Source organism: Tritonibacter multivorans (genome assembly GCF_001458415.1).
GTDB lineage: Bacteria > Pseudomonadota > Alphaproteobacteria > Rhodobacterales > Rhodobacteraceae > Epibacterium > Epibacterium multivorans.
The window spans coordinates 380,737-405,004 of the sequence record NZ_CYSD01000012.1 but is presented as its reverse complement, the minus strand read 5'-3'; the positions used below and the strand labels follow the sequence as shown (position 1 = coordinate 405,004).

The following is a 24,268-nucleotide window of genomic DNA, read 5'->3' as shown; positions in this document are numbered from 1 at the left end:
AGGCCACCCGAAATTTGGGTGGCCTTCATCAGTTTAGAGCGATCGCTGCGCGGGCTTATGCCAGCGAGCTGTCGATCTCTTTGCAGGCGTCGACCAGGCCTTTGACGGCGGCGACGGAGGTGTCGAACATGGACTGCTCTTCTGCGTTCAGCTTGATGTTGACGATACGCTCAACGCCGCCAGCACCGATCACGGTGGGCACGCCAACATACATGTCTTTCACGCCAAGGTCGCCGTCACAGTAGGCCGCGCAGGGCAGGACGCGCTTCTGGTCTTTGAGGTAGGCTTCAGCCATCTCGATCGCAGAAGTCGCCGGTGCGTAGAAGGCAGAGCCGGTTTTCAGCAGGCCAACGATCTCTGCGCCACCGTCACGGGTGCGCTGAACAATCGCGTCCATTTTTTCTTGCGTGGTCCAGCCCATCTCAACCAGGTCGGGCAGCGGGATGCCTGCAACGGTGGAGTAACGGACAGACGGCACCATGGTGTCGCCGTGGCCGCCCAGAACGAAGGCGGTGACGTCTTTCATGGAGACATTGAATTCTTCGGCCAGGAAGTGGCGGAAACGTGCGGAGTCCAGAACACCCGCCATGCCGCAGACTTTGTGCGCGGGCAGGCCAGAGAACTGCTGCAGCGCCCAAACCATGGCGTCCAGCGGGTTGGTGATGCAGATCACGAATGCGTCCGGCGCGTTGTCGCGGATGCCTTCGCCAACAGATTTCATAACCTTCAGGTTGATGCCCAGCAGGTCGTCGCGGGACATGCCCGGCTTGCGCGGAACACCCGCGGTCACGATGCAGACGTCTGCGCCGGCGATGTCGGCGTAAGACTGGGTGCCCTTCAGCGAGGCGTCGAAGCCTTCGGAGGGACCGGATTCTGCGATGTCCAGCGCTTTGCCTTCAGGGGTGCCTTCGGCAATGTCGAACAGGACGACGTCGCCCAGTTCTTTAAGTGCTGCGAGATGTGCGAGGGTGCCACCGATCTGACCTGCGCCGATAAGGGCGATTTTGGGTCGTGCCATAGGATTTGCTCTCCGGTCCGGTTGAAATTTGCACAGATGCCTAAGGCCTAACCGCCTTCCGCGCAAGTCCTCTGCGCTGCAGCGCGCAAGATGCGCCTGCGAAACCGTGCTGAAACAGCGTCAAACAAGATAGTTTACCGCTAAAGACCACGTGGTCGTACAGCGGGCGTTTTTACCTGTTTTTCTCGAAACGGGCAAAAGCGTGCCTGTTTTTTGGGCTGTTTGAGAACGATTTTTCCGTAAACCCGCAGGGCAGCGCGCGCTGATTCGCGGCGCAGGCTGCAATCAAAGCCGGAAAAACGAAGCCAGAAAACCGAAGACGGCAAAACGACGTCTGGGGTCAGGCGTCTTTGTCAGCTGTCGGCAGCGCTTCGGCCAGAACCTCATAAGCCTGACCAGAGGCCACCAGACATGTCATGCCCTGTGGGGTGGTCACGGTGATGGTCCAAGACCCGGTTTCATCGCTGGCAAAGGTTTCCATCAGCATGCCCTTCTGGCCCATGCCAATGCTTTGGCGGCTTTCGCCATATTTCTCGGCCAGACGTTTCAGCACCAGATCGCGCGGCGCGCAGTTCTGGGTTTGTGCGGATGCCGCAGGAGACAGGCCAAACACGGCCAAAGTTGCAACAATAAGCGTCTTCTTCATCGGTTTTACCCCTTTCGGAACGACTTCCCCGGCCAGGGCGCGCGACGCACCCCAGTGTCCGGGAAGGACCGGTTGATTGACGTAATCTTGACTGTGTGGGCACCTTTCGTGTGATGCCCCGCAGCGCTAGAACCAAAGGGGCCTGGGGAGGGACAGGCACCGAAGAAAGCGCGGCATAACACCCAGTATGTGGGCAAGTTGCTGATATCTGGTTAATGGTGCGTTCACCTTGATTTAAAAAGAAAAATCCGGAACGCCCCGGCTGTGACGCAGGGAATTTCTGCAACGCGGCGCAATTTCTCTTGAAAATAATGCAACAAATTCGTACCCGTTACAGCAAGATTATAACTCGGAGGAATTTCCATGGATCCCCGTCAGCGCCCCTATCGCTCGGTTCTTTATATCCCCGGCTCCAAGCCCCGGGCGCTCGATAAGGCGCGCGGGCTGCCGGTGGATGCGATCATCTTTGACCTTGAAGACGCCGTGTCGCTTGAGGAAAAAGAAAACGCCCGTGAAACGCTGGCAGCAGCCCTGACCGAGGGCGGCTATGGCGCGCGGGTGAAAATCGTGCGGATCAACGGGCTCGACACCAAATGGGGCCGTGCGGATGCGGAGGCCGCGGCCAAGATGGGCGCGGATGCGATCCTGCTGCCCAAGGTCGACAGCCCCGCCGATCTGGATGCGCTGGCCGAAATCACCGGTGACACCCCCCTTTGGGCAATGATGGAGACCCCGCGCGGCATGCTGAACGCGGCGGCGATTGCTGCGCATCCGAAACTGCAGGGCATGGTCATGGGCACCAATGACCTTGCCAAGGAACTGCAGACCCGCTTCCGCCCCGACCGCCTGCCGCTGATGGCGGGGCTGGGCCAATGTCTGCTGGCCGCCAAAGCCGAAGGCAAGATCATCGTTGATGGCGTCTATAATGCCTTTAAGGATGCCGACGGCCTGAAGGTCGAATGTGATCAGGGCCGGGACATGGGGATGGACGGCAAAACCCTGATCCATCCGGCGCAGGTCGATGTGGCCAATGCAGCCTTCGCGCCCTCGGAGGCCGAAGTGGACCTGGCCCGCCGCCAGATCGCCGCCTTTGAAGAGGCCGAAGCCGCAGGGCAAGGTGTTGCCGTTGTTGACGGAAAAATCGTTGAGAACCTTCATGTGGCCACTGCACGTGAAATCCTTGCAAAAGCAGATGCAATCTCCGCGCTCGCAGGTTAGGTGTTAATCACCTTAACATACAGCGGAGAGACCGATGGCACTGCTTGTCCTAGGCATCATTCTTTGGTGGGCGGCCCACCTCTTCAAACGCGTGCGGCCCGAAGCCGCCACCGCCATCGGGGAGGGACCGCGCAAAGGCGTGGTCACGGGCCTGCTGCTGCTGTCGGTCGCCCTGATGGTGATCGGCTATCGCGGCGCGGACTATATACATGTGTGGTCGCCGCCCGCGTTCATGGTGCATATCAACAATCTGGCGATGATCTTTGCGCTGTACCTGACCAGTCCGGGGCCAAAGAAGGGCGCGCTGTTTTACAAACTGCGTCACCCGCAGCTGGGGGGCTTCAAGCTCTGGGCTTTTGTGCATCTTCTGGTGAACGGGGATCTGGCGTCGATCATCCTGTTTGGCGCGCTGCTTGCCTGGGCGGTGGTCACGGTGATCACCATCAACAAATCCGAACCCGACTGGCAGCCGGGGCCGAAGGGGACTATTGCAAAAGACGCGATGTTCTTTGTCGCGTCGATCGTGCTCTTGGGCGTGATCGGATACATCCACGGCCTCATCGGCCCCTCACCATTCCCGGGGTAAGCACATGAAACTTTACCGTTTTCTTTCCGAGGACGACACCTCCGCCTTCTGCCACAAAGTCACCGCCGCCCTGAACAAGGGCTGGGAACTTCACGGTGAGCCGACCTATGCCTTTGACGCCTCCAATGGGGTCATGCGCTGCGGTCAGGCTGTCGTGAAGGAGGTAGAGGGCACCTACACACCCGACACGAAACTAGGAGAGCACTGATGGCCAAGACCAACAAGGGGCGGTTTTTCGAAGACTACAAAGTGGGCGATGTGATCAAACACGCCGTGCCACGCACCGTATCGGGGGGCGAACGCGCGCTCTATCATGCGCTCTATCCCGCGCGCCATGCGGTCTATTCTTCGGATCAGTTCGCCGCCTCTGTTGGTCTGCCCAAATCGCCGCTGGAGGATCTGCTGGCATTTCATGTGGTCTTTGGCAAAACCGTCCCGGATGTGTCGCTGAATGCGGTGGCGAATCTGGGCTATGCCGAAGGGCGCTGGCTGACGCCGGTGTTCGAGGGCGACACGCTGCGGTCCGAGAGCGAGGTGATCGGGGTCAAGCAGAACTCCAACGGGAAATCCGGTGTGGTCTATGTGCGCACCCGGGGGCTGAACCAGAACGATGAGGTCGTGATGGAATATGTCCGCTGGGTGATGGTGCGCAAAGGCAATCTGGATGCGCCTGCACCCGAAACCCAGATCCCCGATCTGGCCAAGGTGATTGATGCAGGCGATCTGGTGATCCCGGAGGGGCTGGATTTCACTGGGTATGATTTTGACCTCGCGGGGGAAGCGCACCGCTGGGGCGACTATGAAGTGGGCGAGAAGATCGACCATGTGGATGGTGTCACGGTCGAGGAAGCCGAGCATATGATCGCCACGCGCCTGTGGCAGAACACGGCCAAGGTGCATTTTGACACCACCGCGCGCCCCGATGGCAGCCGCCTGATCTATGGCGGGCATGTGATCTCCATGGCGCGGGCGCTGTCGTTTAATGGTCTGGCCAATGCGCAGATGATTGTGGGTCTGAACGGCGGCGCGCATGCAAACCCCTGTTTGTCCGGCACCACCATCCGTGCGTGGAGTGAGGTGCTCGACAAAGCTGAAACCTCCGCTCCCGGTGTTGGGGCAATCCGTCTGCGACTGGTGGCGACCTCGGGCGGGGCGCCGTTTGATCTGAAGGGGGAAGATGGCAAATATAAGCCTGAGGTTCTGCTGGATCTGGATTACTGGGCCTTGATGCCTGTTTGAGCTGGGGAAGGGGGCTCTGCCCCCGGCCTTGCGGCCTCCCCCGGGATATTTCTGAAAAGATGAAAGGGGGGGCGCATGGCGCGCGCGATCTATCTGACCCATCCAGACGTGGTGATTGATCCAGAGGTGGCGGTCCCAGACTGGGGGCTGAGTGAGAGTGGCGCGGCGCGGGTGGCGGCATTGGCGCCGCGGGCGCGTCTGCAGGCGTACCATGTGGTCAGCAGTGCCGAGCGCAAAGCGCTGGAGACGGCTTGGCCTCTGGCCGCGCCAAGGGCTGAAATCGAGGTCCGTCCCCGCATGCATGAAAACGACCGCTCTGCGACAGGGTTTTTGCAGAGGCATGCATTTGAAGACATGGCGGATGCGTTTTTTGCCCAGCCCGAGGCAAGCGTGCGCGGATGGGAGCGCGCGGTGGATGTGCAGGGCCGGATCCTGGCCGAGGTTGACGCCGTGATTGCAGCGCGCCCCCACCAGAACCTTTTGTTCTGCGGCCACGGTGGGGCCGGGACGCTTCTGTATTGCGCGCTGGCCGGGCAGCCCATTTCGCGCAGGTGGGATCAAAAGGGCGGCGGCCATTGGTTTGCCTTTGATACGGAGAGCCGCAAACCCGAAAACCACTGGACGCCAATGGAAGCCTTGTTTGCCTGATGCGGCTTCCGGATATGGCCGCAGACCCGCGCGCCACGCGATAGCCAATGCGTGGCCTTATTTTCACCTTAAAGGCGAGCAAATAGGGTGCTATCGTTTAGGTTCTGTTCATTAAGAAATTGCATCCATGTCCAATTCTGAAGTCTCAACGGCCAGCTATGGTACGGCCGTCGCCCTTTGTGGCGTGTTCGGCGTGCTCGGCCTGCACCATTTTTACCTTAGAAATTTCGTGCATGGGTTTATCGACCTCGGCCTTGCCGTTCTGTTCTTTGTGCTTCTTTTTTCGGGGCATATCGGGCTGGCTTATTTGGCGCTTTTGGTGGATGGGCTGCACACGATTGTTATGTTCTATCTGTTGATCACCGAGCAGGCGCGTGATGGCGCTGGGCGTCTGGTGAAATTGAAATAAGGAGTTTTTAAATGACCAATCAATCCGTTGAGGTGAATACCGCTTTCAGTGAGAAAAAATTCGTCCCCGCCGTGCTATTGTGCTTCTTTCTGGGCGGGCTCGGGGTGCACCGCTTCTACCTCGGCAAGGTGGGAACCGGCATTTTGATGCTGCTGACCTTTGGTGGTTTGGGGATCTGGACCATTATTGACTTTGTGCGCCTGGTGATCGGGTCGTTGAAAGACAAGGACGACCTGCCGCTGGCGCGCTAAGCGCGGCCTACAGCGTTTAACCTGAAACGCTTTAAACGCATGGCTGAGGGCCTGTTTTCAGGCTGATTCAGAGAGGCGGGGTGTTCCCCGCCTTTTTTGCATGAATTAACCCGACTAATTTTATCAGCAAATGGGTTTGTGATCACGCGATTTCCGCTTGTGATCACATATGCGATTTTTATGCTTTTATGACAGCGGTAACAGCCGATTTTTACCTTCCGTTTGGGTGACAGGGGCTAAAAAACCGCTAAAACAAAGCCAGCTAATCGGAAAGGAGCCAACATGGCCGATGTCAATCGGGGCAATCGCCCGCTTTCGCCGCATCTGACGATCTATCGCCCGCAGATGACCTCCCTGTCGTCGATCATGGTTCGCATCACCGCCATCGCTTCGCTGGTGTTTGCCGTTCTCGTGGTCTGGTGGTTCCTTGCCGCCGCAACCTCGCCCGAGGCCTTTGCAGGCATCGACGGGTTCCTGCGCAGCTGGCTTGGAAAACTGCTGCAACTGGGCGCGACCTGGGCGATCTTCTATCACATGCTGGGCCGCCTGCGCCACGTCGTGTGGGACCTGGGCTACTGCCTTGAGGTCGAGATTTCGGAAAAACTGGGCCTGTGCATGTTTATCGTGGCCACTGCCCTGACCCTTCTTATTGCGATCGTGGTGTAAGGAGCATGTCTATGAACTATATGACTGACCGCAAACGCGCGACCGGCCTTGGGGCTGCGGGCGCTGGCACGCATCACCACTGGCAGATGATGGGCACCTCCATCGCGCTGGTTGTTCTGGTCCCGCTTTTTGTTGTGACCTTCGCCATTGGTCTGGGTGGCACCTACGAGGACGTGATTGCCTTCTTTGGCCGTCCGGTCCCCGCGATCATCACCGGCCTGTCGCTGGTGGTTGGGATCATCCACCTGAAGTCCGAGGCCGATGAGGCGATTGTCGACTACATGCACGGCACCGCACAGAAGCTCGCGCTGAAGTTTGTGGCCGCCCTCTCTTACACGCTGATTGCCGCGGGTCTTTTCGCCCTCGTCAAGCTCGCACTGTAACATATGCGGTAAGGAACAGATAAGATGACAGCAGCATATGAATATGAAACCCACGAATATGACGTCGTGGTTGTTGGTGCGGGTGGCGCGGGTCTGCGCGCGACGCTCGGCATGGCCGAACAGGGCCTGCGCACCGCTTGTGTAACCAAAGTGTTCCCGACCCGCTCGCACACGGTTGCGGCGCAGGGTGGTATTGCAGCAAGCTTGGGCAATATGGGCCCCGACAGCTGGCAGTGGCACATGTATGACACCGTCAAAGGCTCTGACTGGCTGGGTGACACCGACGCGATGGAATACCTCGCGCGCGAAGCCCCCAAAGCGGTTTACGAGCTGGACCACTATGGCGTGCCGTTTTCGCGCACCGAAGAAGGCAAGATCTACCAGCGTCCGTTTGGCGGCCACACCACGGAATACGGCGAAGGCCCCGCGGTGCAGCGCACCTGTGCGGCGGCTGACCGGACCGGTCACGCGATCCTGCACACGCTCTATGGTCAGTCGCTGAAGAACAACGCGGAATTCTATATTGAGTATTTCGCCATCGACCTGATCATGTCCGAAGACGGTCAGTGTCAGGGTGTTGTCTGCTGGAAGCTGGATGACGGCACCATGCATGTCTTCAACGCAAAGATGGTGGTGCTGGCGACCGGCGGTTACGGCCGCGCGTATTTCTCTGCGACCTCTGCCCATACCTGCACCGGCGACGGTGGCGGCATGGTGGCCCGTGCGGGTCTGGCGCTGCAGGATATGGAATTTGTTCAGTTCCACCCGACCGGCATCTACGGCTCCGGCTGTCTGATCACGGAAGGCGCACGCGGGGAGGGGGGCTATCTGACCAACTCCGAAGGCGAACGCTTTATGGAACGCTACGCGCCGAACTACAAAGACCTCGCACCGCGTGACTATGTTTCGCGCTCCATGACCATGGAAATCCGCGAGGGCCGTGGTGTGGGCGAACATGGCGACCATATCCACCTGAACCTCAGCCACCTGCCGGCCGATGCGCTGGCGGAACGTCTGCCGGGTATCTCTGAGTCTGCAAAAATCTTTGCAGGCGTGGACGTCACCAAAGAGCCGATCCCGGTGCTGCCGACCGTGCACTACAATATGGGCGGTATCCCGACCAACTATTGGGGTGAGGTTCTGAACCCAACTGCCGAGGATCCGACCGCTGTTGTGCCCGGCCTGATGGCTGTGGGTGAAGCGGGCTGTGCCTCGGTTCACGGTGCAAACCGTCTGGGCTCCAACTCGCTGATCGACCTCGTGGTCTTTGGCCGCGCCGCCGCAATCCGCGCCGGTAAGGTTGTCGATGCCGAGGCCCCGAACCCGGTTCTGAACCAGGCGGCTGTTGACAAGGCCTTTGATCGTTTCGACGGTCTGCGCCACGCCAAAGGCGAGATTGCCACGGCTGATCTGCGTCTGGAAATGCAGCGCTGCATGCAGGCCGACGCGGCCGTGTTCCGCACCGACAAAACCCTGAAAGAGGGTGTCGAGAAGATGACCGGCATTGCCGCGAAGCTTGACGATGTGTCCGTGACCGACCGTTCGCTGGTCTGGAACTCTGACCTGATGGAAACGCTGGAACTCACCAACCTGATGCCAAACGCGCTGGCAACCATCGTTGGCGCCGAGGCCCGCAAAGAATCCCGTGGCGCGCACGCCCACGAGGACTACGCGGACCGCGACGACGAGAACTGGCGCGTGCACACCGTGTCCCACGTTGAGGGCAACGATGTGAAGCTGACTTACCGTCCGGTCATCACCGATCCGCTGACCAACGAAGCCGAAGGCGGTATCTCGATGGCAAAAATCGCGCCCAAGGCGCGGACGTTCTAAGGAGACAATCAGATGGTTGAATTTGCACTTCCCAAGAACTCCCGCATCACCACGGGTAAAACCTGGCCAAAGCCCGAGGGTGCGACCAATGTCCGTAAGTTCCAGATTTACCGCTGGAACCCGGATGATGGCAAAAACCCGCAGGTCGACACATACTTCCTGGACATGGACAAATGCGGTCCCATGGTTCTGGACGCGCTGATCAAGATCAAGAACGAGATCGACCCGACCCTGACCTTCCGCCGCTCCTGCCGCGAAGGCATCTGTGGCTCCTGCGCGATGAACATCGACGGGATCAACACCCTGGCCTGTATCTATGGCCTGGACGAGGTCTCCGGCGACGTCAAAATCTACCCGCTGCCGCATATGCCGGTGGTGAAGGACCTGATCCCGGACCTGACCCACTTCTATGCGCAGCACGCGTCGATCATGCCCTGGCTGGAAACCAAGACCAACCGCCCCGCGAAAGAGTGGAAGCAGTCCATTGAGGACCGTAAAAAACTCGACGGCCTCTATGAGTGCGTAATGTGCGCGTCCTGCTCCACATCCTGCCCGTCCTACTGGTGGAACGGCGACCGCTACTTGGGCCCAGCCGCCCTGCTGCACGCCTACCGCTGGATCATCGACAGCCGCGATGAAGCCACGGGCGAGCGTCTGGATAACCTTGAAGACCCCTTCAAGTTGTATCGCTGCCACACCATCATGAACTGCGCGAAAACCTGCCCCAAGGGCCTGAACCCGGCCAAGGCAATCGCCAACATCAAACAGATGATGGTCGAGCGTAACGTCTGATCTGACGGCTTATGGATTGTAAAAAGCCCCGCCAGCGATGGTGGGGCTTTTTTTGTTTGGGCCGCGCCGCAGAACATCACCCTGCGGCAAGGGCCCGGTTTTCGGGCCCCTTTGGGGCTGCGGTGTCAGGGGGGGCGAAACCGAACTTGCAGGCCGTGCCGAAATCCCTGCCTTTGGTGCCTTTTGGCGACTTCCTGTTTGGAAATTGGCAGCAGGCGCTTATGTTTGCGCCAACCCTCCCTCCTTTTATGAAAGAGAGCGCATCATGCAGTATCGCAAGCTTGGCACCTCGGACCTGAATGTCTCCCGGATCTGCCTTGGCACCATGACCTGGGGCGTGCAGAACACCTATGAGGATGCCGCCGCGCAAATGGATCTGGCGCTGGAGCGTGGCGTCAATTTCTTCGACACCGCAGAGATTTACCCGGTGCCGCCGAACAATGATTACGCAGGCACCACCGAAGACATCATCGGCCAGTGGTTTGAGGCAACCGGCAATCGTGACAAGGTCATTCTAGCCACCAAAATGGCCGGACCTGCGCCGTTGTGCCGGGGCCGTGGCCTGACACCCGCAGATGTGGAAGAGGCCGTGGATGGCTCGCTCAAGCGTCTGAAAACTGATGTTATCGACCTCTACCAGCTGCACTGGCCACAACGTCAGTCGAACTTCTTTGCTCAGCGCGATTTCCAGCCGCATCTGCACACCTCCATGACCGGCGAGGACATGGAAGGCATGCTGGAAGCGCTGGCAAAGATGATCGAGAAGGGCAAGATCCGCGAGATCGGCGTCTCGAACGAAACCCCTTGGGGCATGATGAAGTACTTGCAGCTGGCTGAAGCCAAAGGCCTGCCGCGTATCCAGTCGAGCCAGAACCCCTACAGCCTGTTGCAGCGCAACTGGGATGTGTCTTCTTCCGAGGTGGCGATGCACGAACGTGTGGATCTGCTCGCTTATTCGCCACTGGGCGGGGGCATTCTGTCGGGCAAATATCTGGACGGTCAGCAGCCCGAAGGCGCGCGCTTCACCCTGCCGTGGGGGGAAATGATCATGACCCGCCACAGCCAGAACCGCGACAGCCAATATGTGCGCAACTATGTGGAACTGGCCCGCGACAACGGTATGACACCGACGCAGCTGGCCATTGCCTTTGTGAATTCGCGTCCCTTCTTGGGCTCGAACATCATCGGCGCCACCACCATGCCGCAGCTCGAAGAATGCCTCTCGGCCGAAGACATCACCCTCTCGGACGAAGTGCTGGACGCAATCGAAGAGCTGCACAATGCAAACCCCAGCCCGTCCCTGACGCGCGGCGGTATGCGCGACGCAGGCTAAGTCCGGCGCAATCAGATCCCAGACAGCCCCTGCCATCTGGCGGGGGCTTTTCTGTCAGGGGGCGCCACTGTGTACCATTGCACGCTGGCTTTGCGGTTTCTGCATGGCGAGTTTGCAATCTTGGCCGATGTGCTGCGCTGCGGCATCGCCTATATCTCTGGCCGTGGGAGCCTGGAACTCCAAGCCGCGTGCCAGCCACTTGAACGTGACACGCGACGTCCCATTCAAGGATATGATGCAATGACCTCTGATGTCACCGAACTGAAAACCGCCAATACCAAAGCCGACGAAGCGCTCGCCATTCTGGACGAAGCCTGGGCCTACTACACCCCGGAAACACATGTTGCGGCGCTGAAAATGGACGAAGCAAACGACGACGCGTTTGTGTTCTACTACGACGCAGCCTAAACGCAGGCCGCGCGATTTCCTCCGCAATTTCTATTGCCGGAGATGCAACAGGGGCGTAGCCAAGGGCTATGCCCTTTTTGCTTCTGATCCTTCTTCTTGGTGTTCTCGCCTATCTCTATTGGCAGCGCAGCACCACAACGCTGACCCGCCAGTGCCGTTGGCGCGAAGACCGGCGTGCGGGCGGCTGGGCCTGTGCCGCCTGCGGTGCCCGCCAAGGCGGCAGTGCCACCCCCCGCGATTGCCTGCGCCCCAGATCGCTTGCCAAAGGCGCGCGACTTCGTTTGTCTGAACCGACAGAAGCGGAGGACGCGATGACCGATCAGCGACAAGAGCCAACAGATGCGGAGGCGCGCCGCGCCGTCCCGCCGGTGATCTGTTATCCCACCGACACCCTGCCACGCCCGGATCTCAGTCTGTATCGGGCGGCGCGTAAAACCGCCCGGCCGCTGTCGGCAGTGACGGTGCCTCCGCGCGATGGCCGCTGTTTCCGGGTGCCCGCCGGTCATTTCTTTCGCATCACCTGCCGCGAGGGCGCGCAGGTCGGCGATCTGAACCTGTGGAACGCCAAAGACCTTTCCGAACGGTTCTACTCCGGCAAAACCCGCGCGCTCCACGGCAGCCATGTGTCCACAGGTGACCAGCTCTGGTCGTGTTTTCCCTTTATGCGCCCGATGGCGACGATCCTGCAGGATACGCTGGACTGGTATGGGATCGACGAATTCGGCGGCGCGGTCCACGATGCGATCGGCACCCGCTGCGACCCTTACACGGGCCGGGTTCTGGGCGGTGCGGATTACCACTATTGCTGCCACTCCAACCTGACCCGCGCTTTGGCGGCGGAAACGGGCCTGTCACTGGCCGAGGCCGAACCCAATGTGCATGATGTGCTCAATGTCTTTATGTGCACCGGCTTCACCCGCGACACGGGCCAGTACTTTATGAAAGCCAGCCCAGTCCGGCCCGGTGATTATCTGGAGTTCTTTGCCGAAATAGACCTGATTGGCGGTCTCAGCGCCTGTCCGGGCGGCGACTGCGGGGCTGAACACACCAGTGACGCGGCCGCCTGTTTCCCGCTTGAAGTCGAGGTCTTTGCCCCCGCCGCAGGGGCTTTGGGCGATTGGCAAAGCCCAGCCCTCAACCCTTACGACCGCAGCCATGGTCTTTAGGACAAAAAACTCCCGCCGCTGTAACATGCAAAAGGGGACCCCAAGGTCCCCTTTGTAGGCATCACACTTTGGCCGGGACCTTAGGTGAATGCGGCTTCCAGCGCGATTTCGACCATATCGCCAAAGCTGCGTTCGCGTTGATCCGACGGCAGCGCCTCACCGGTCTGCAGGTGGTCCGACACAGTCAGAACCGCCAGCGCACGGCGGCCATGACGGGCGGCCAGCGTGTACAGTTCGGCCGCTTCCATTTCCACACCCAGAACACCGTGACGCACCATCTGTTCGTTCAGATCGGGGCGTTCATCATAAAACGTGTCCGAAGAATAGATGCCCCCCACATGGGGCTTGCTCCCTCGGGCCTCAGCCGCGTCCACGGCAGCGCGCAAAAGGGACCAATCCGCACAGGGCGCGTAATTTACCTCGCGCAGAATTGTGCTGGACGGAGACGCCACAGTGGTTGCGGTCATTGCAATAATAACATCGCGGACCTTCACCGACGGTTGCATGCCCCCACAGGAGCCAATGCGGATCAGCGTTTTTGCATCAAAATCACGGATCAGTTCATTGACGTAAATGGACAGCGACGGCATGCCCATTCCACTGCCCTGAATGGAAACAGGGTTGCCTTTCCAGGTGCCGGTAAAACCCAACATGCCGCGCACGTCATTTACTTGGCGTACATCCTGAAGAAAAGTTTCCGCCGCCCATTTTGCGCGATAGGGATCACCGGGCAAAAGAACGGTTTCGGCGTAATCGCCTTTTTCCGCACCAATATGAACAGTCATTCTTTATTCCGATCAGATTTCGAGTTCGGAGATATCGACCCCATCGGTCAGGGCTTTGTGCACCCAATGCGGTTTGCGGCCACGGCCTGTCCATGTTTCAGAAGGGTTTTCCGGGTTGCGATATTTGGGGGCGGCTTTGGATTTCTTTGCGGCCTGCGCTTTTTGCGAGGTGCCAAGAACTTCATCCAGAGAATACCCGTATTGAGCAGCGGCCTGTTCTACTGCTCTCATCGCTTCATTCAATTCGCGCTGTTCTGCTTCTTTCAGGGCGACAGCGACGTCGTCTTGAAGTTGCAGAAGCTCTTTCCGTGACATTTGCGTCAAGTCAATGGACATGGCTTTCTCCAGTTTTTTTGTACCACGAAGAATTTCGCGCAATAAGCTAGTTATTGCGCGAATGCCAGATGCTAATCAGCATCTATTTTTATATTTTTAAATCGCAGGCTGAATAATGCCGGATTTATTGGAGGATTTAACGATCTTGATCCGGTTTTGCGAGATTCACAATGTCGTGCATAATCGCGTTCAGCTCGAAATTCTTAGGGGTATAGACTCTGGAGACCCCCATTTCGCGCAGTTTCACCGCATCATCATCTGGAATAATCCCCCCAACCACAACAGGGACGTGACCAAGCCCCGCGTCCTCTAGCTGCGCCAGCGTGTCCTTGACCAAAGGCAGATGGCTGCCCGACAGGATCGACAGGCCAATCACATGGGCACCGTCTTTTTCGGCGCTGTCGGCAAGCTCCTGCGGGGTCAGGCGAATGCCGTCATAGGTAATGTCCATACCGCAGTCGCGGGCGCGATAGGCGATCTGCTCTGCTCCGTTGGAATGGCCGTCCAGACCCGGTTTGCCAACCACGAACTTCAGACGACGCCCCAGCTGGTCAGAGACCGCGTTGACCGCCTCGCGCAGGTCATCCAACCCTTCGGTCATATTTGACTGCGACGCCGACACGCCGGTCGGGCCGCGATAGGTGCCGTGGACCTTGCGCATTTCTTCCGCCCATTCACCGGTGGTGACACCGGCTTTGGCCGCTTTGACAGAGGGCGGCACAATGTTTGCGCCAGTTCGGGCCGCTTCGCGCAGGTCCGCCAGGGCCTCGGCCACGGCTTTTGCATCCCGCGTGCTGCGCCAGGAGTTCAGGCGCGCAATCTGCTCCTGCTCCACCGCCGGGTCGACCACCATAATACCACCGTCTTCGGTCTGCAGCGGCGACGGCTCGCCCTCGGTCCATTTGTTCACACCAACCACAACGGTTTCATTGCTTTCGATCTTATTGATCCGCTCGGCGTTGGAATCCACAAGGCGGGACTTCATATATTCGATCGAGGCCACCGCGCCGCCCATGCTTTCAAGCGTTTTCAATTCGGCGCGCGCACCTTCTTTCAGCGCTTCCACCTTGGCATCCACCGCCGGGTTGCCATCAAACAGATCGCCATATTCCAGAAGGTCGGTTTCATAGGCCAGGATCTGCTGCATCCGCATCGACCACTGCTGATCCCAGGGGCGCGGCAGGCCAAGCGCCTCGTTCCACGCGGGCAGCTGCACCGCGCGGGCGCGGGCTTTTTTCGACAGGGTCACCGCCAGCATTTCGATCAGAATACGGTAGACATTGTTTTCCGGCTGCTGCTCGGTCAGGCCAAGGCTGTTCACCTGCACGCCATAGCGGAAACGGCGCGCCTTGGGGTCTTCAACCCCATAGCGTTCCTGACAGATCTCGTCCCACAGATCGACAAAGGCGCGCATTTTGCACATCTCGGTCACAAAGCGGATGCCTGCGTTCACAAAGAAGGAAATCCGCTGCACCACGCGGGGGAAATCCTCGGCCGAGACACGCGGGCGCAGTTCGTCCAGAACCGCTTGGGCTGTGGCCAGCGCAAAGGCCAGCTCCTGCTCCGGTGTCGCGCCTGCTTCCTGCAAGTGGTAGGAACAGACGTTCATCGGGTTCCATTTGGGAACGTGCTTATAGCAGTATTCGGCCACATCCCCGATCATCTTCAGGCTGGGTTGCGGCGGGCAGATATAGGTGCCGCGGCTCAGGTATTCCTTGATCAGGTCGTTCTGCACGGTGCCCTGCAGCTTGGAAATATCCGCGCCCTGTTCTTCGGCCACCGCAATATAAAGCGACAAAAGCCACGGCGCGGTCGCATTGATGGTCATCGAGGTGTTCATCTGCTCGAGCGGGATTTCATCAAACAGGGTGCGCATATCGCCCAGATGGCAGACGGGCACGCCGACCTTGCCCACCTCGCCGCGCGACAGCACGTGATCGCTGTCGTAGCCTGTCTGCGTCGGCAGATCGAAGGCCACCGACAGGCCGGTCTGACCCTTGGCAAGGTTCGCGCGATACAGCGCATTGGACTTCGCCGCCGTAGAGTGACCGGCATAGGTACGGATCAGCCAGGGGCGGTCCTTTTGGCGGACTTGGGACTGGTCGCTCTGCGCGTTTGTCATGGCGGGCCTCCTCACGGGATGAATCACGGATGGGTAATTTTATTTCGCTTGGCTGATGTAAACTGGAATTTTCGACCCTTGTCAATTCGCCGCGATGCAGCGACGAGGGCGGATGTGATTTCCGTGACGTCTTTGTTGCGTGAAATACGGTGGGCAGGGCGCAGGAAGGTCGATTGTTGCCGCGCGTGGCGCTTGTCTCGCTGGACGGGTGCAGGCAAGACTGCGCTATGACTCAGACTGTTGAACTCCCGCTTTGGCTTTTTGTGCTGATCCTGCTGTTTGCAGTGGTCACCTTTGCCTCGCATTTCCTGTTTCCCTCGGTGCGCTGGTTCTTCCGGCGGCGGCTGGAGACGGCGGTCAGACGTCTGAACAAACGGCTGGAGCGCCCGATCGAGCCCTTCAAGCTGGCGCGCCGCTATGACATGATCCAGCGCCTGATCCACGATCCTGCGGTCATGCAGGCGGTCAGCGAGCGCGCAGCCGAGGCAGGCGTGCCGGAAAACGTGGCCTTTGAAGAGGCCCGCCGCTACGCCCGTGAAATTGTGCCCTCGTTTTCCGCCGTGGCTTATTTCAGCTTTGCCATTCGCGCGGCGCGGTTCCTGTCCAATGCGATTTACCGCGTTCGGGTCGCCCATGTGGATGAACCTTCGGTCGCGGGCATCGACAAAAACGCCACGGTGATCTTTGTGATGAATCACCGGTCGAACATGGATTACGTTCTGGTGACCTATCTGGCGGCGGACCGCTCGGCGCTGTCTTATGCGGTGGGGGAATGGGCCCGTGTCTGGCCGCTCAGCCGTCTGATCCGGGCCATGGGCGCCTACTTTATCCGCCGCCGGTCCCGCAACGAACTTTATCGCAAGGTTCTTGCGGCCTATGTGCGGCTGGCGACCAAGGGCGGCGTGACCCAGGCGATCTTTCCCGAAGGCGGGCTATCGCTGGATGGTGCCATGGCGCAGGCCAAGCTGGGGTTGCTGAAATACATCGTCGAAGGCAGCGAGGCGCAGAATGGTCAGGACGGCAAAGACGTGGTCTTTGTTCCCGTCGCGCTGAACTATGACCGGGTGCTCGAGGACAAGATCCTGACCTCGGCCGCACGTATTGGCCAGCGCCGCTTCAAGGCGCGGATCGGAATTATCATGTTCCGCATGCTGCGCCAGTTCTGGCTGTGGCTGACCGGACGGTATCACCGGTTTGGTTATGCTGCGGTCAGCTTTGGCCGCCCCCTGTCCCTGTCCGAGATCGCCGCAGACCGCAGCCAGGATGCCCGCACCAAAGCCCTGTCGCGGGAACTGATGGCCCGGATCGGAGAGGCGGTGCCACTGGCGCCGGTGCCGGTGGTGGCCTGGATCCTGCTGCACCGGGGAGCAATGGATCGCGCCGGTCTGGAGGCGGAAATCACCCGGCTGACCGCGGATCTGCCGCTTGCTCATCTGCACCTGCCCGAAGGCGGAGAGGCCCATGCGGTTGACGTGGCGCTGCGGCAGTTGTTGCGCCGCCGATTGCTCCGCGAAGGGGCGGACGGACGCCTGACCATTCGGGACGGACAGGCGGATCTGATGTCCTATTATGCCAATTCAATCGCCCATCTGATGCCCCCTCCGGACCCGGCACCAGACCTATACGAAGGCACAGCCACGGACGCAGTTGCAGAGAATGCTGCATCTGCAAGGTTATAAAATTGCTCTGACGTAGCGAAAGAGGTTGCAATATTACCCTCCCGTTCTTATTCCTCAGATAGGACGAGCGATTCTGCATTGCGGCGAACAGCCCAGGGCAGAGCCGCCAAACCAACTGAAACATGGGACAAATCGCTGAGGGAGGCCGAGATGGCTCTGGACACGCAGGACAGCATCGCAACGTACGACGCACCGGAAAAAGACCTTTACGAAGTGGGTGAAATGCCCCCGATGGGCTATGTGCCCAAGCAAATGTACGCCTGGGCGATCCGCCGCGAGCGTCAGGGCGAGCCGGACAAGGCGATGCTGCAAGAGGTTGTCGACGTGCCGACACTCGACAGCAACGAGGTGCTGGTTCTGGTGATGGCGGCGGGCGTGAACTACAACGGCGTCTGGGCGGGGCTTGGTGTGCCGATCTCTATGTTCGACGTGCACAAGCAGCCCTACCACATCGCCGGTTCCGATGCCTCTGGCATCGTCTGGGCCGTGGGGGACAAGGTCAAGCGCTGGAAAGTCGGCGACGAAGTTGTGATCCACTGCAATCAGGATGATGGCGACGACGAGCACTGCAACGGTGGCGATCCGATGTACTCCGACAGCCAGCGCATCTGGGGTTACGAGACACCGGACGGGTCGTTCTCGCAGTTCACCCGCGTTCAGGCGCAGCAGCTTATGCCGCGTCCGAAACACCTGACCTGGGAAGAAAGCGCCTGCTACACGCTGACGCTGGCGACCGCCTACCGGATGCTGTTTGGCCACGAACCCCACGATCTGAAGCCGGGCCAGAACGTTCTGGTCTGGGGTGCATCGGGTGGTCTGGGCTCCTATGCGATCCAGCTGATCAACACCGCAGGCGCCAATGCGATCGGCGTGATCTCGGATGAAAGCAAGCGTGACTTTGTCATGGGGCTGGGCGCCAAAGGCGTTCTGAACCGCAAGGACTTCAACTGCTGGGGCCAGCTGCCCACCGTGAACACCCCCGAATATGCCGAGTGGTTCAAAGAAGCACGCAAGTTCGGCAAGGCGATCTGGGACATCACCGGCAAGGGCAACAATGTCGACATGGTGTTCGAACACCCCGGTCAGGCGACCTTCCCGGTCTCGACCTTCGTCGTCAAAAAGGGCGGCATGGTTGTGATCTGCGCCGGTACCTCGGGCTTCAATTGTACCTTTGACGTCCGTTATATGTGGATGCACCAGAAGCGCCTGCAGGGCTCGCATTTTGCCCACCTGAAGCAGGCGGCCTCGGCCAACCAGCTGATGGTCGAACGCCGTCTGGACCCCTGCATGTCCGAGGTCTTCCCCTGGGCCGAGCTGCCGGATGCGCATATGAAAATGCTGCGCAACGAACACAAGCCGGGCAACATGTCCGTTCTGGTTCAGGCGCCGCGCACCGGGCTGCGCACGCTGGAAGAGGTCGTCGCAGGCTAAACAGCGCCCAATTTGGGATCATGAAACTTAACAAACACCCGCAGGCGGTCGCTTGCGGGTGTTTTTGTCGTAAAAACAGGGTGAGGGCCGGTAAGCATACTGCCAAAGCTGTTGTTGTTGTCCCGGCGTGGGGCTAGCGTGAAGCCATCGCCTGAAAGGCCCTGAAATTGTTTTATCACATCTGCGCTCACTCTTTTGACTGTGACCCGTGCTGGGGGGCCTGTTGGGGCCCCTTTGGGGGCGTGCGTGTTTTGAAGGGTGCGGGGGGCGACAATGGCGCGTGATGATGTTGCCGAACCCGACGGCCTGGACGGGATTTTGGCACAGATCGAACGGCTGACCGATCTGTCGGATGTGCCGGGGGTGCTTCACGCGATCCAAAACCATTTTGAACTGGCCCACGTGGCCTATCTCTGGATCGACAAGCTGGGTGGACGCCACAAGCTGACCAGCCTCGGCGACGACTGGAAAACCCGCTACATCGAACGGGATTATTTCCGGGCGGACCCGGTGCTGACCGGCTGTTTTTCGGCGATTGACCCGGTGGACTGGCGGGATCTCAATTGGTCGGGGCGGCTCTCTGCGGCTTATCGGCGGGATGCCATGTCACATGGGGTAGGGCGGCAGGGCTACTCTGTCCCGCTGCGCGGACCGGGCGGTCAGTATGCGGTGCTCTCCGTGACCAGTGACTGGGCGGAACCGGTTTGGGATGCATTCAAAGACGCCAGTGGTCGCGATCTGATCCTGCTGGGGCACTACCTGAACCGCGTGGTTCTGGAACTGAGCACAGAGCCAGACCGCGCAGGCGATGCTATGGAAGGCCAGGCCCTGTCGCCGCGCGAATTGGCCAGCCTGGCCCTTCTTGCCGAAGGCAAATCCCGCGCCAAAGCCGCCGAAGCGCTGGATATTTCCGAACACACGCTGCGGGTCTATATTGAAACCGCCCGCAAGAAACTGGGGGCTCAGAACACCACCCATGCGGTTGCCAAGGCCGTGGCGACCGGGCTGATCGCGCTTTAACCTCTCGCCCCTCTGGTGCCCGACTTCCCACCCCTGTAGGGTCGCGCCAACAACAGAGAAAAGCGCATATGACAGAGCCTGCCAAACCCCCAGCCGTGCAGTTTTCCGAAGATCAGGCCGCAGCCTTTGATGCGGTGACAGCCGCCCTGCGCGATGCGGGCGTCGATCTGGAAGAAGAGCTGCTGCAATCGCCCAAAGGGGCGGGTGGCACATTGGCCGTCATCGGCAAGGCGGGCTCGGGCAAAACCCTGCTGCTGGCGCAGCTTTACAAGGCGCTGGAAGCGGCGGGGGTCGAGGTCGTCTCGGGCGATTACGAGAGCAAGAAGAAAACCGAAAAGCGCACGCTGGCGATCCTTGCGCCCACCAACAAGGCGGCTTCGGTCCTGCGCCTGCGCGGCGTGCCCGCAACCACCATTCACCGCATTCTCTACACGCCCGTCTATGACCCGGAATATGAAAAAATCGCCGAATGGCTGGCCGGTCACGGCGAACAGCCGGATCTGGAAGAACTCACCGAAGAAGCTTTGGCGCGGGCCAAAGCGTTTTACGAGCAGAACAAATCCATGCCCGGCGCGCTGGCCGCGGCGGGACTGCGCGGGTCCGATTTTATCACCGGCTGGAAACGGCGGGACGAACCCTTGGACATTGGTTTCATTGATGAGGCCTCCATGCTGGATGACCGCCAGTTCGAGGATCTGAAAGAAATCTTCCCGAACCTTGTGCTGTTTGGCGACCCGGCGCAGCTGGCGCCGGTCAATCAGTCGGGATCGATGGTCTTTGACAAACTGCCAGAGCCGCGCCGCCTGATCCTCAACCGCATTCACCGCCAAAAGGCCGACAACCCGATCCTTGATCTTGCCCATGCGCTGGCCGACCCGCAGCTGGGGTTCGAGGATTTTGAACGGATGATCGAAGACAGCGCCCGGCGCGACGAACGGGTGGTCTGGGGCCAACGGGTGGAGGTGGACCTGATGGCGCGCTCACCCGTTCTGGTCTGGCGCAACAACACGCGCATTCGCCTGATCAACGCCTTTCGCGCGGTCCACGGCGCCCCCGAAGACGAGCTCTTGCCCGGCGAACCCTTGATCTGCGACGGGATTGAGCTGCCGCTGAAACACCGCAAGAAACGGCTGGATCTGGAGGCCCGCGGCCTGATCAAGGGCGCGCAGGTGGTCTACCTCGGTCCCGGTCGCAAGCCGGGGTTTTCCCGCCTGCATGTGATGGGGGCGGAGGATCCACAGGTCTCGGCGGCCTCCATCGTGAAAATCGAAAAACCTGACGAAGAAGAACCCTTTATCCCCTTTGCCGCCCGTATGGGGGCGACGTTTTTGCACGGGGCGGCGGTGACAATTCACAAGGCGCAGGGCTCCCAATGGGATACGGCGCAGGTCTTTGCCCCCGATATCTTTGCCGCCGCCCGCATGGGACGGGTAGAGGCGGGGCAGCCCCTGTGGAAACGGCTGGCCTATGTGGCCATCACCCGCGCAGAATCGCGGCTGATCTGGGTGGTGCGCAATCGTCTGGCCAAGCCGACGCTGGGCCTGCCGGTGGATGACCTGCGCGCCGCCGCCGCGCCGACTCTCACGCTGGAAACACAGGAGGCAGACCTATTATGAAAACCGTCATCGTCACAGGGGCCAGTTCCGGGATTGGTCAGGCCGTTGCCGACTTGTTTCTCGCGCGCGGCTGGACGGTTGGCCTTCTGGCGCGCCGCGCTGAGGTGCTGGAGCAGATGGCAGCAGGCCAAGATCGTGCCATCGTAATTCCCGCAGATGTGACGCAGGCGGATCAGGTGGATCAGGCCTTTGATCGCTTTGTTGCGCAGGCGGGGCGGCTGGACGTGCTGTTCAACAATGCTGGGATTTTTCCGGCGCCCGGGCTGATTGATGAGATCCCGCTGGCAGACTGGCAGCGGTCGGTGGATGTGAACCTGACAGGCATGTTCCTGTCGGCCCGCGCGGCCTTTCGCACCATGCGCAGGCAGGACCCGCAGGGCGGGCGGATCATCAACAACGGCTCGATCGCGGCCCATGTGCCCCGCCCGCAAAGCGCGCCTTATGCGGCGACCAAGGCCGCGATCACCGGGCTGACCCGGTCTTTGTCGTTGGATGGCCGCGCCTTTGACATCGCCTGTGGTCAGATCGATATCGGCAATGCGCATACGCCGATGGTGGCGGAACTGTCTGCCCGTCACGCCGCGGCCAACCCGGACGCGGCCCCCTTGGACAGTTTTGATGTGGCGGATGCGGCAGCCTCGGTTCTGCATATGGCAGAGCTGCCAGCGGAGGCAAATGTCCAGTTCATGACCGTGATGGCGACCAAAATGCCCTACATCGGCCGCGGCTGAGGGGGCGCTCCCGCCCGTCGCCGGATCCTCCGCTGGCGCGGAGCGTCCGCTCCCGTTGGGCAAAGCGCGCCTTGCGGGCCGCAAGGCGCGCGCCCCCAGCCGCTGCTGTGGCGCGAAACATGTGCCGCATACGGGGCCGCAGCCCGCGCGCAGCGAGGGCTGCCAGGCCCAACCGGAGGAGATCATCTTTGATGATCAAACGACGGGCGGGAGCGTTTGCCTGCGGGGCGGGGCGTCAGCGTTGGCGCAGCGCCTGGAAAACGGCCGAAGCGCCCCAACCGGCCAGAGAGGCGATCACCAGCGCCAAAATCCCATAGAGCACCGGCTGCTGGCGCGACAGGTTGAACAGAAACCGCTCCAGACCAACTTTGCTCACCTCAATCGTGGTCTCGTAATGGGACACAACCTCACCGCCGCGGGTCAGGAAAATACGGGTGGCATAAAGCCCCTCGGTCAGGTCCGCGGGCATCGACAGCGCGGTGCGAAACAGGGTCTGCTGATCCACGGCCACGGTGTTTTCCCGCAGGGAATACAGCCCCCGGTTTTCGCGAATGCGGATCACGGCTTCGGAGAACGCAGCCCCATCTTCCACGCCCGCACCCACCAGCCGGATTGCCCGGCGGATCGACACATCGTGGCGCAGGTCTTCGGTGTCGCTCAGCACCTGTGTCAAAGGCGCTGAGGTTGCAACCGTGTAGAAACTGGGCGCGTGATCCACCAGCACCGCGTCGGTGTTGACCCAGATCCCGGCCTCGCGCGCTTTGCGGCGCACCATCACCGGCTCTTGCGGGCCAGAGACGGTGACCAGAACCTCCAGCGGCGCCCCATCAGGCAGGGGGGATTCGCGTTTCACCGCGCCAAAAATCAGAATTTCCGACCCGTTGAACGTAGCCGTGATCGCCACCTGATCCTGGCTCAGGCCCAGCACCACCTCTTCGGCAGTAGCCGTGCGCGACAGCACCAGCAGGGGCAGGCAGATCGCCAGCAGGGACAAGAGACGGCGCATCACGATCTCCCCGGGGTGGCAAGCGTATAAAGCTCGCTTGGTTCCAGCAGCAGATCCAGCGCCAGCTTGCCGCAGACCAGCAGAACCAGCGTTGCCAGCAGAATGCGCAGCTGTTCGGCGCGCAGTTTCACACCAATGCGGGTGCCAAACTGTGCCCCCACAACGCCACCAATCAACAGCAGAACCGCCAGAACAATATCCACGGTCTGGTTGGTGATCGCATGCAGCATGGTCGAGGCCGAGGTGACAATAATGATCTGAAACAACGAGGTGCCAACCACCACCTTGGTGGGCATGCCCAACAGGTAAATCATCGCAGGCACCATAATGAAACCACCGCCAACCCCCATGACCGCGGTCAGAACGCCCACGAAAAACCCCACAGCAATGGGGGGGATGACCGAAATATAAAGCCCGGAGGTGCGGAACCGCACCTTGAACGGCAGGCCGTGGATCGGGCTGTGCCGCGACCGTTTCGGGACCGCGCCGCTTTTGGCTTTGCGCCAGGCGTTCACACTTTCGATGAACATCAAGCCGCCCACAACGCCCAGGAAAATCACGTAACATAGGGTCACAAACAGATCGACCTGGCCCAGAGACTTCAGATAGTTGAACAGTGCCACACCGCAAAACGCGCCCGCAAGACCGCCTGCCTGCAGCACCGCGCCCATTTTCAGATCGACGGTTTTACGCTGAAGATGGGCCAGCACGCCCGACACGGAGGAGGCGACAATCTGATTGGCCCCCGTGGCCACGGCGACCGCAGGCGGGATGCCAATGAAAAACAGCAAAGGCGTCATAATAAAGCCGCCGCCAACGCCAAACATGCCAGAAAGAATGCCCACCAGCCCGCCAAGCCCGAGCACGATCCAGGCGTTCACAGCAACTTCGGCAATGGGCAGGTAGATCATCATGTTTCACTTTAAACCGCCGCAGACTGCGTAAA

General features: G+C 60.2%; 26 protein-coding genes. 19 read left to right on the top strand and 7 right to left on the bottom strand.

Annotated elements, in window-relative coordinates; all coding sequences use genetic code 11:
- Positions 1–55: 55 nt before the first annotated feature.
- Together mdh and TRM7557_RS03230 are read right to left on the bottom strand one after the other, a co-directional pair.
- Positions 56–1,018 carry a malate dehydrogenase gene (gene mdh, locus TRM7557_RS03235; RefSeq protein WP_058288762.1) on the bottom strand — a complete coding sequence of 321 codons (963 nt, stop codon included), beginning with the start codon at positions 1,016–1,018 and terminating at the stop codon, positions 56–58.
- Positions 1,019–1,358: 340 nt separating this feature from the next.
- Positions 1,359–1,664, bottom strand: a complete 306-nt coding sequence (locus TRM7557_RS03230; RefSeq protein ID WP_058288761.1) for a hypothetical protein — start codon at positions 1,662–1,664, stop codon at positions 1,359–1,361.
- A 363-nt stretch (positions 1,665–2,027) separates the two neighbouring features.
- Between TRM7557_RS03230 and TRM7557_RS03225 the strand changes: the two genes are divergently transcribed.
- The 14 genes from TRM7557_RS03225 (at position 2,028) to TRM7557_RS03160 (ending at position 12,596) form a co-directional block, all read left to right on the top strand.
- Entirely contained in the window at positions 2,028–2,882 is an 855-nt protein-coding gene (locus tag TRM7557_RS03225; protein ID WP_058288760.1) for an HpcH/HpaI aldolase/citrate lyase family protein, read from the top strand.
- 34 nt (positions 2,883–2,916) lie between these two features.
- Positions 2,917–3,468 (top strand): NnrU family protein, encoded by a 552-nt coding sequence (locus TRM7557_RS03220; RefSeq protein ID WP_058288759.1) that lies wholly within the window; start codon positions 2,917–2,919, stop codon positions 3,466–3,468.
- A gap of 4 nt (positions 3,469–3,472) precedes the next feature.
- A complete protein-coding gene (locus tag TRM7557_RS03215) occupies positions 3,473–3,676 on the top strand; it encodes a DUF1737 domain-containing protein (RefSeq protein WP_058288758.1) in 204 nt (67 codons plus the stop codon).
- Positions 3,676–4,707: a MaoC family dehydratase gene (locus TRM7557_RS03210; protein WP_058288757.1), complete on the top strand. Its 1,032-nt coding sequence runs from the start codon at positions 3,676–3,678 to the stop codon at positions 4,705–4,707. The genes TRM7557_RS03215 and TRM7557_RS03210 overlap by 1 nt, the downstream gene beginning before the upstream one ends.
- A 75-nt stretch (positions 4,708–4,782) precedes the next feature.
- Positions 4,783–5,355, top strand: a complete 573-nt coding sequence (locus TRM7557_RS03205) for a histidine phosphatase family protein (RefSeq protein ID WP_058288756.1) — start codon at positions 4,783–4,785, stop codon at positions 5,353–5,355.
- A gap of 127 nt (positions 5,356–5,482) precedes the next feature.
- Complete coding sequence (locus TRM7557_RS03200; RefSeq protein WP_058288755.1) at positions 5,483–5,764, top strand: hypothetical protein; 282 nt, start codon at positions 5,483–5,485, stop codon at positions 5,762–5,764.
- A gap of 11 nt (positions 5,765–5,775) precedes the next feature.
- Positions 5,776–6,015 (top strand): TM2 domain-containing protein, encoded by a 240-nt coding sequence (locus TRM7557_RS03195; RefSeq protein WP_058288754.1) that lies wholly within the window; start codon positions 5,776–5,778, stop codon positions 6,013–6,015.
- A 282-nt stretch (positions 6,016–6,297) separates the two neighbouring features.
- The gene (sdhC, locus tag TRM7557_RS03190) at positions 6,298–6,681 is read left to right on the top strand and encodes a succinate dehydrogenase, cytochrome b556 subunit (RefSeq protein ID WP_058288753.1); all 384 of its coding nucleotides are present in this window, start codon (positions 6,298–6,300) and stop codon (positions 6,679–6,681) included.
- 11 nt (positions 6,682–6,692) lie between these two features.
- Entirely contained in the window at positions 6,693–7,064 is a 372-nt protein-coding gene (gene sdhD, locus TRM7557_RS03185) for a succinate dehydrogenase, hydrophobic membrane anchor protein (protein ID WP_058288752.1), read from the top strand.
- Between the two features lie 24 nt (positions 7,065–7,088).
- Positions 7,089–8,897 carry a succinate dehydrogenase flavoprotein subunit gene (gene sdhA / locus TRM7557_RS03180; protein ID WP_058288751.1) on the top strand — a complete coding sequence of 603 codons (1,809 nt, stop codon included), beginning with the start codon at positions 7,089–7,091 and terminating at the stop codon, positions 8,895–8,897.
- 12 nt (positions 8,898–8,909) lie between these two features.
- Positions 8,910–9,689, top strand: a complete 780-nt coding sequence (locus tag TRM7557_RS03175) for a succinate dehydrogenase iron-sulfur subunit (protein WP_058288750.1) — start codon at positions 8,910–8,912, stop codon at positions 9,687–9,689.
- Positions 9,690–9,954: 265 nt separating this feature from the next.
- Positions 9,955–11,022: an aldo/keto reductase gene (locus TRM7557_RS03170; protein ID WP_058288929.1), complete on the top strand. Its 1,068-nt coding sequence runs from the start codon at positions 9,955–9,957 to the stop codon at positions 11,020–11,022.
- A gap of 69 nt (positions 11,023–11,091) precedes the next feature.
- Positions 11,092–11,430, top strand: coding sequence for a hypothetical protein (locus TRM7557_RS03165; protein WP_058288749.1), 339 nt, complete (start codon positions 11,092–11,094; stop codon positions 11,428–11,430).
- Positions 11,431–11,741: 311 nt separating this feature from the next.
- A complete protein-coding gene (locus TRM7557_RS03160; protein WP_058288928.1) occupies positions 11,742–12,596 on the top strand; it encodes an urea carboxylase-associated family protein in 855 nt (284 codons plus the stop codon).
- An 80-nt stretch (positions 12,597–12,676) separates the two neighbouring features.
- Here TRM7557_RS03160 and deoD read toward each other — a convergent pair whose 3' ends face one another.
- The 3 genes from deoD to TRM7557_RS03145 form a co-directional block, all read right to left on the bottom strand.
- A complete protein-coding gene (gene deoD / locus TRM7557_RS03155) occupies positions 12,677–13,381 on the bottom strand; it encodes a purine-nucleoside phosphorylase (RefSeq protein WP_058288748.1) in 705 nt (234 codons plus the stop codon).
- 12 nt (positions 13,382–13,393) lie between these two features.
- Complete coding sequence (locus TRM7557_RS03150) at positions 13,394–13,717, bottom strand: H-NS histone family protein (RefSeq protein WP_058288747.1); 324 nt, start codon at positions 13,715–13,717, stop codon at positions 13,394–13,396.
- A gap of 136 nt (positions 13,718–13,853) precedes the next feature.
- Positions 13,854–15,839 (bottom strand): protein meaA, encoded by a 1,986-nt coding sequence (locus tag TRM7557_RS03145; protein WP_058288746.1) that lies wholly within the window; start codon positions 15,837–15,839, stop codon positions 13,854–13,856.
- A gap of 227 nt (positions 15,840–16,066) precedes the next feature.
- Between TRM7557_RS03145 and TRM7557_RS03140 the strand changes: the two genes are divergently transcribed.
- The 5 genes from TRM7557_RS03140 (at position 16,067) to TRM7557_RS03115 (ending at position 22,316) form a co-directional block, all read left to right on the top strand.
- Entirely contained in the window at positions 16,067–17,518 is a 1,452-nt protein-coding gene (locus TRM7557_RS03140) for a 1-acyl-sn-glycerol-3-phosphate acyltransferase (RefSeq protein ID WP_058288745.1), read from the top strand.
- A 150-nt stretch (positions 17,519–17,668) separates the two neighbouring features.
- A complete protein-coding gene (ccrA, locus tag TRM7557_RS03135; protein WP_058288744.1) occupies positions 17,669–18,949 on the top strand; it encodes a crotonyl-CoA carboxylase/reductase in 1,281 nt (426 codons plus the stop codon).
- Positions 18,950–19,222: 273 nt separating this feature from the next.
- Positions 19,223–19,969 (top strand): helix-turn-helix transcriptional regulator, encoded by a 747-nt coding sequence (locus tag TRM7557_RS03125; RefSeq protein WP_058288742.1) that lies wholly within the window; start codon positions 19,223–19,225, stop codon positions 19,967–19,969.
- Between the two features lie 68 nt (positions 19,970–20,037).
- On the top strand, positions 20,038–21,585 hold the full coding sequence (locus TRM7557_RS03120) for an ATP-dependent DNA helicase (RefSeq protein WP_058288741.1): 1,548 nt from the start codon (positions 20,038–20,040) through the stop codon (positions 21,583–21,585).
- Positions 21,582–22,316, top strand: a complete 735-nt coding sequence (locus TRM7557_RS03115; RefSeq protein WP_207382612.1) for an SDR family oxidoreductase — start codon at positions 21,582–21,584, stop codon at positions 22,314–22,316. Before TRM7557_RS03120 ends, TRM7557_RS03115 begins: the two co-directional genes overlap by 4 nt.
- Positions 22,317–22,551: 235 nt before the next feature.
- Here TRM7557_RS03115 and TRM7557_RS03110 read toward each other — a convergent pair whose 3' ends face one another.
- A complete protein-coding gene (locus TRM7557_RS03110) occupies positions 22,552–23,322 on the bottom strand; it encodes a TIGR02186 family protein (RefSeq protein ID WP_058288739.1) in 771 nt (256 codons plus the stop codon).
- Positions 23,322–24,236 (bottom strand): sulfite exporter TauE/SafE family protein, encoded by a 915-nt coding sequence (locus TRM7557_RS03105; RefSeq protein ID WP_058288738.1) that lies wholly within the window; start codon positions 24,234–24,236, stop codon positions 23,322–23,324. Before TRM7557_RS03105 ends, TRM7557_RS03110 begins: the two co-directional genes overlap by 1 nt.
- Positions 24,237–24,268: the final 32 nt, after the last annotated feature.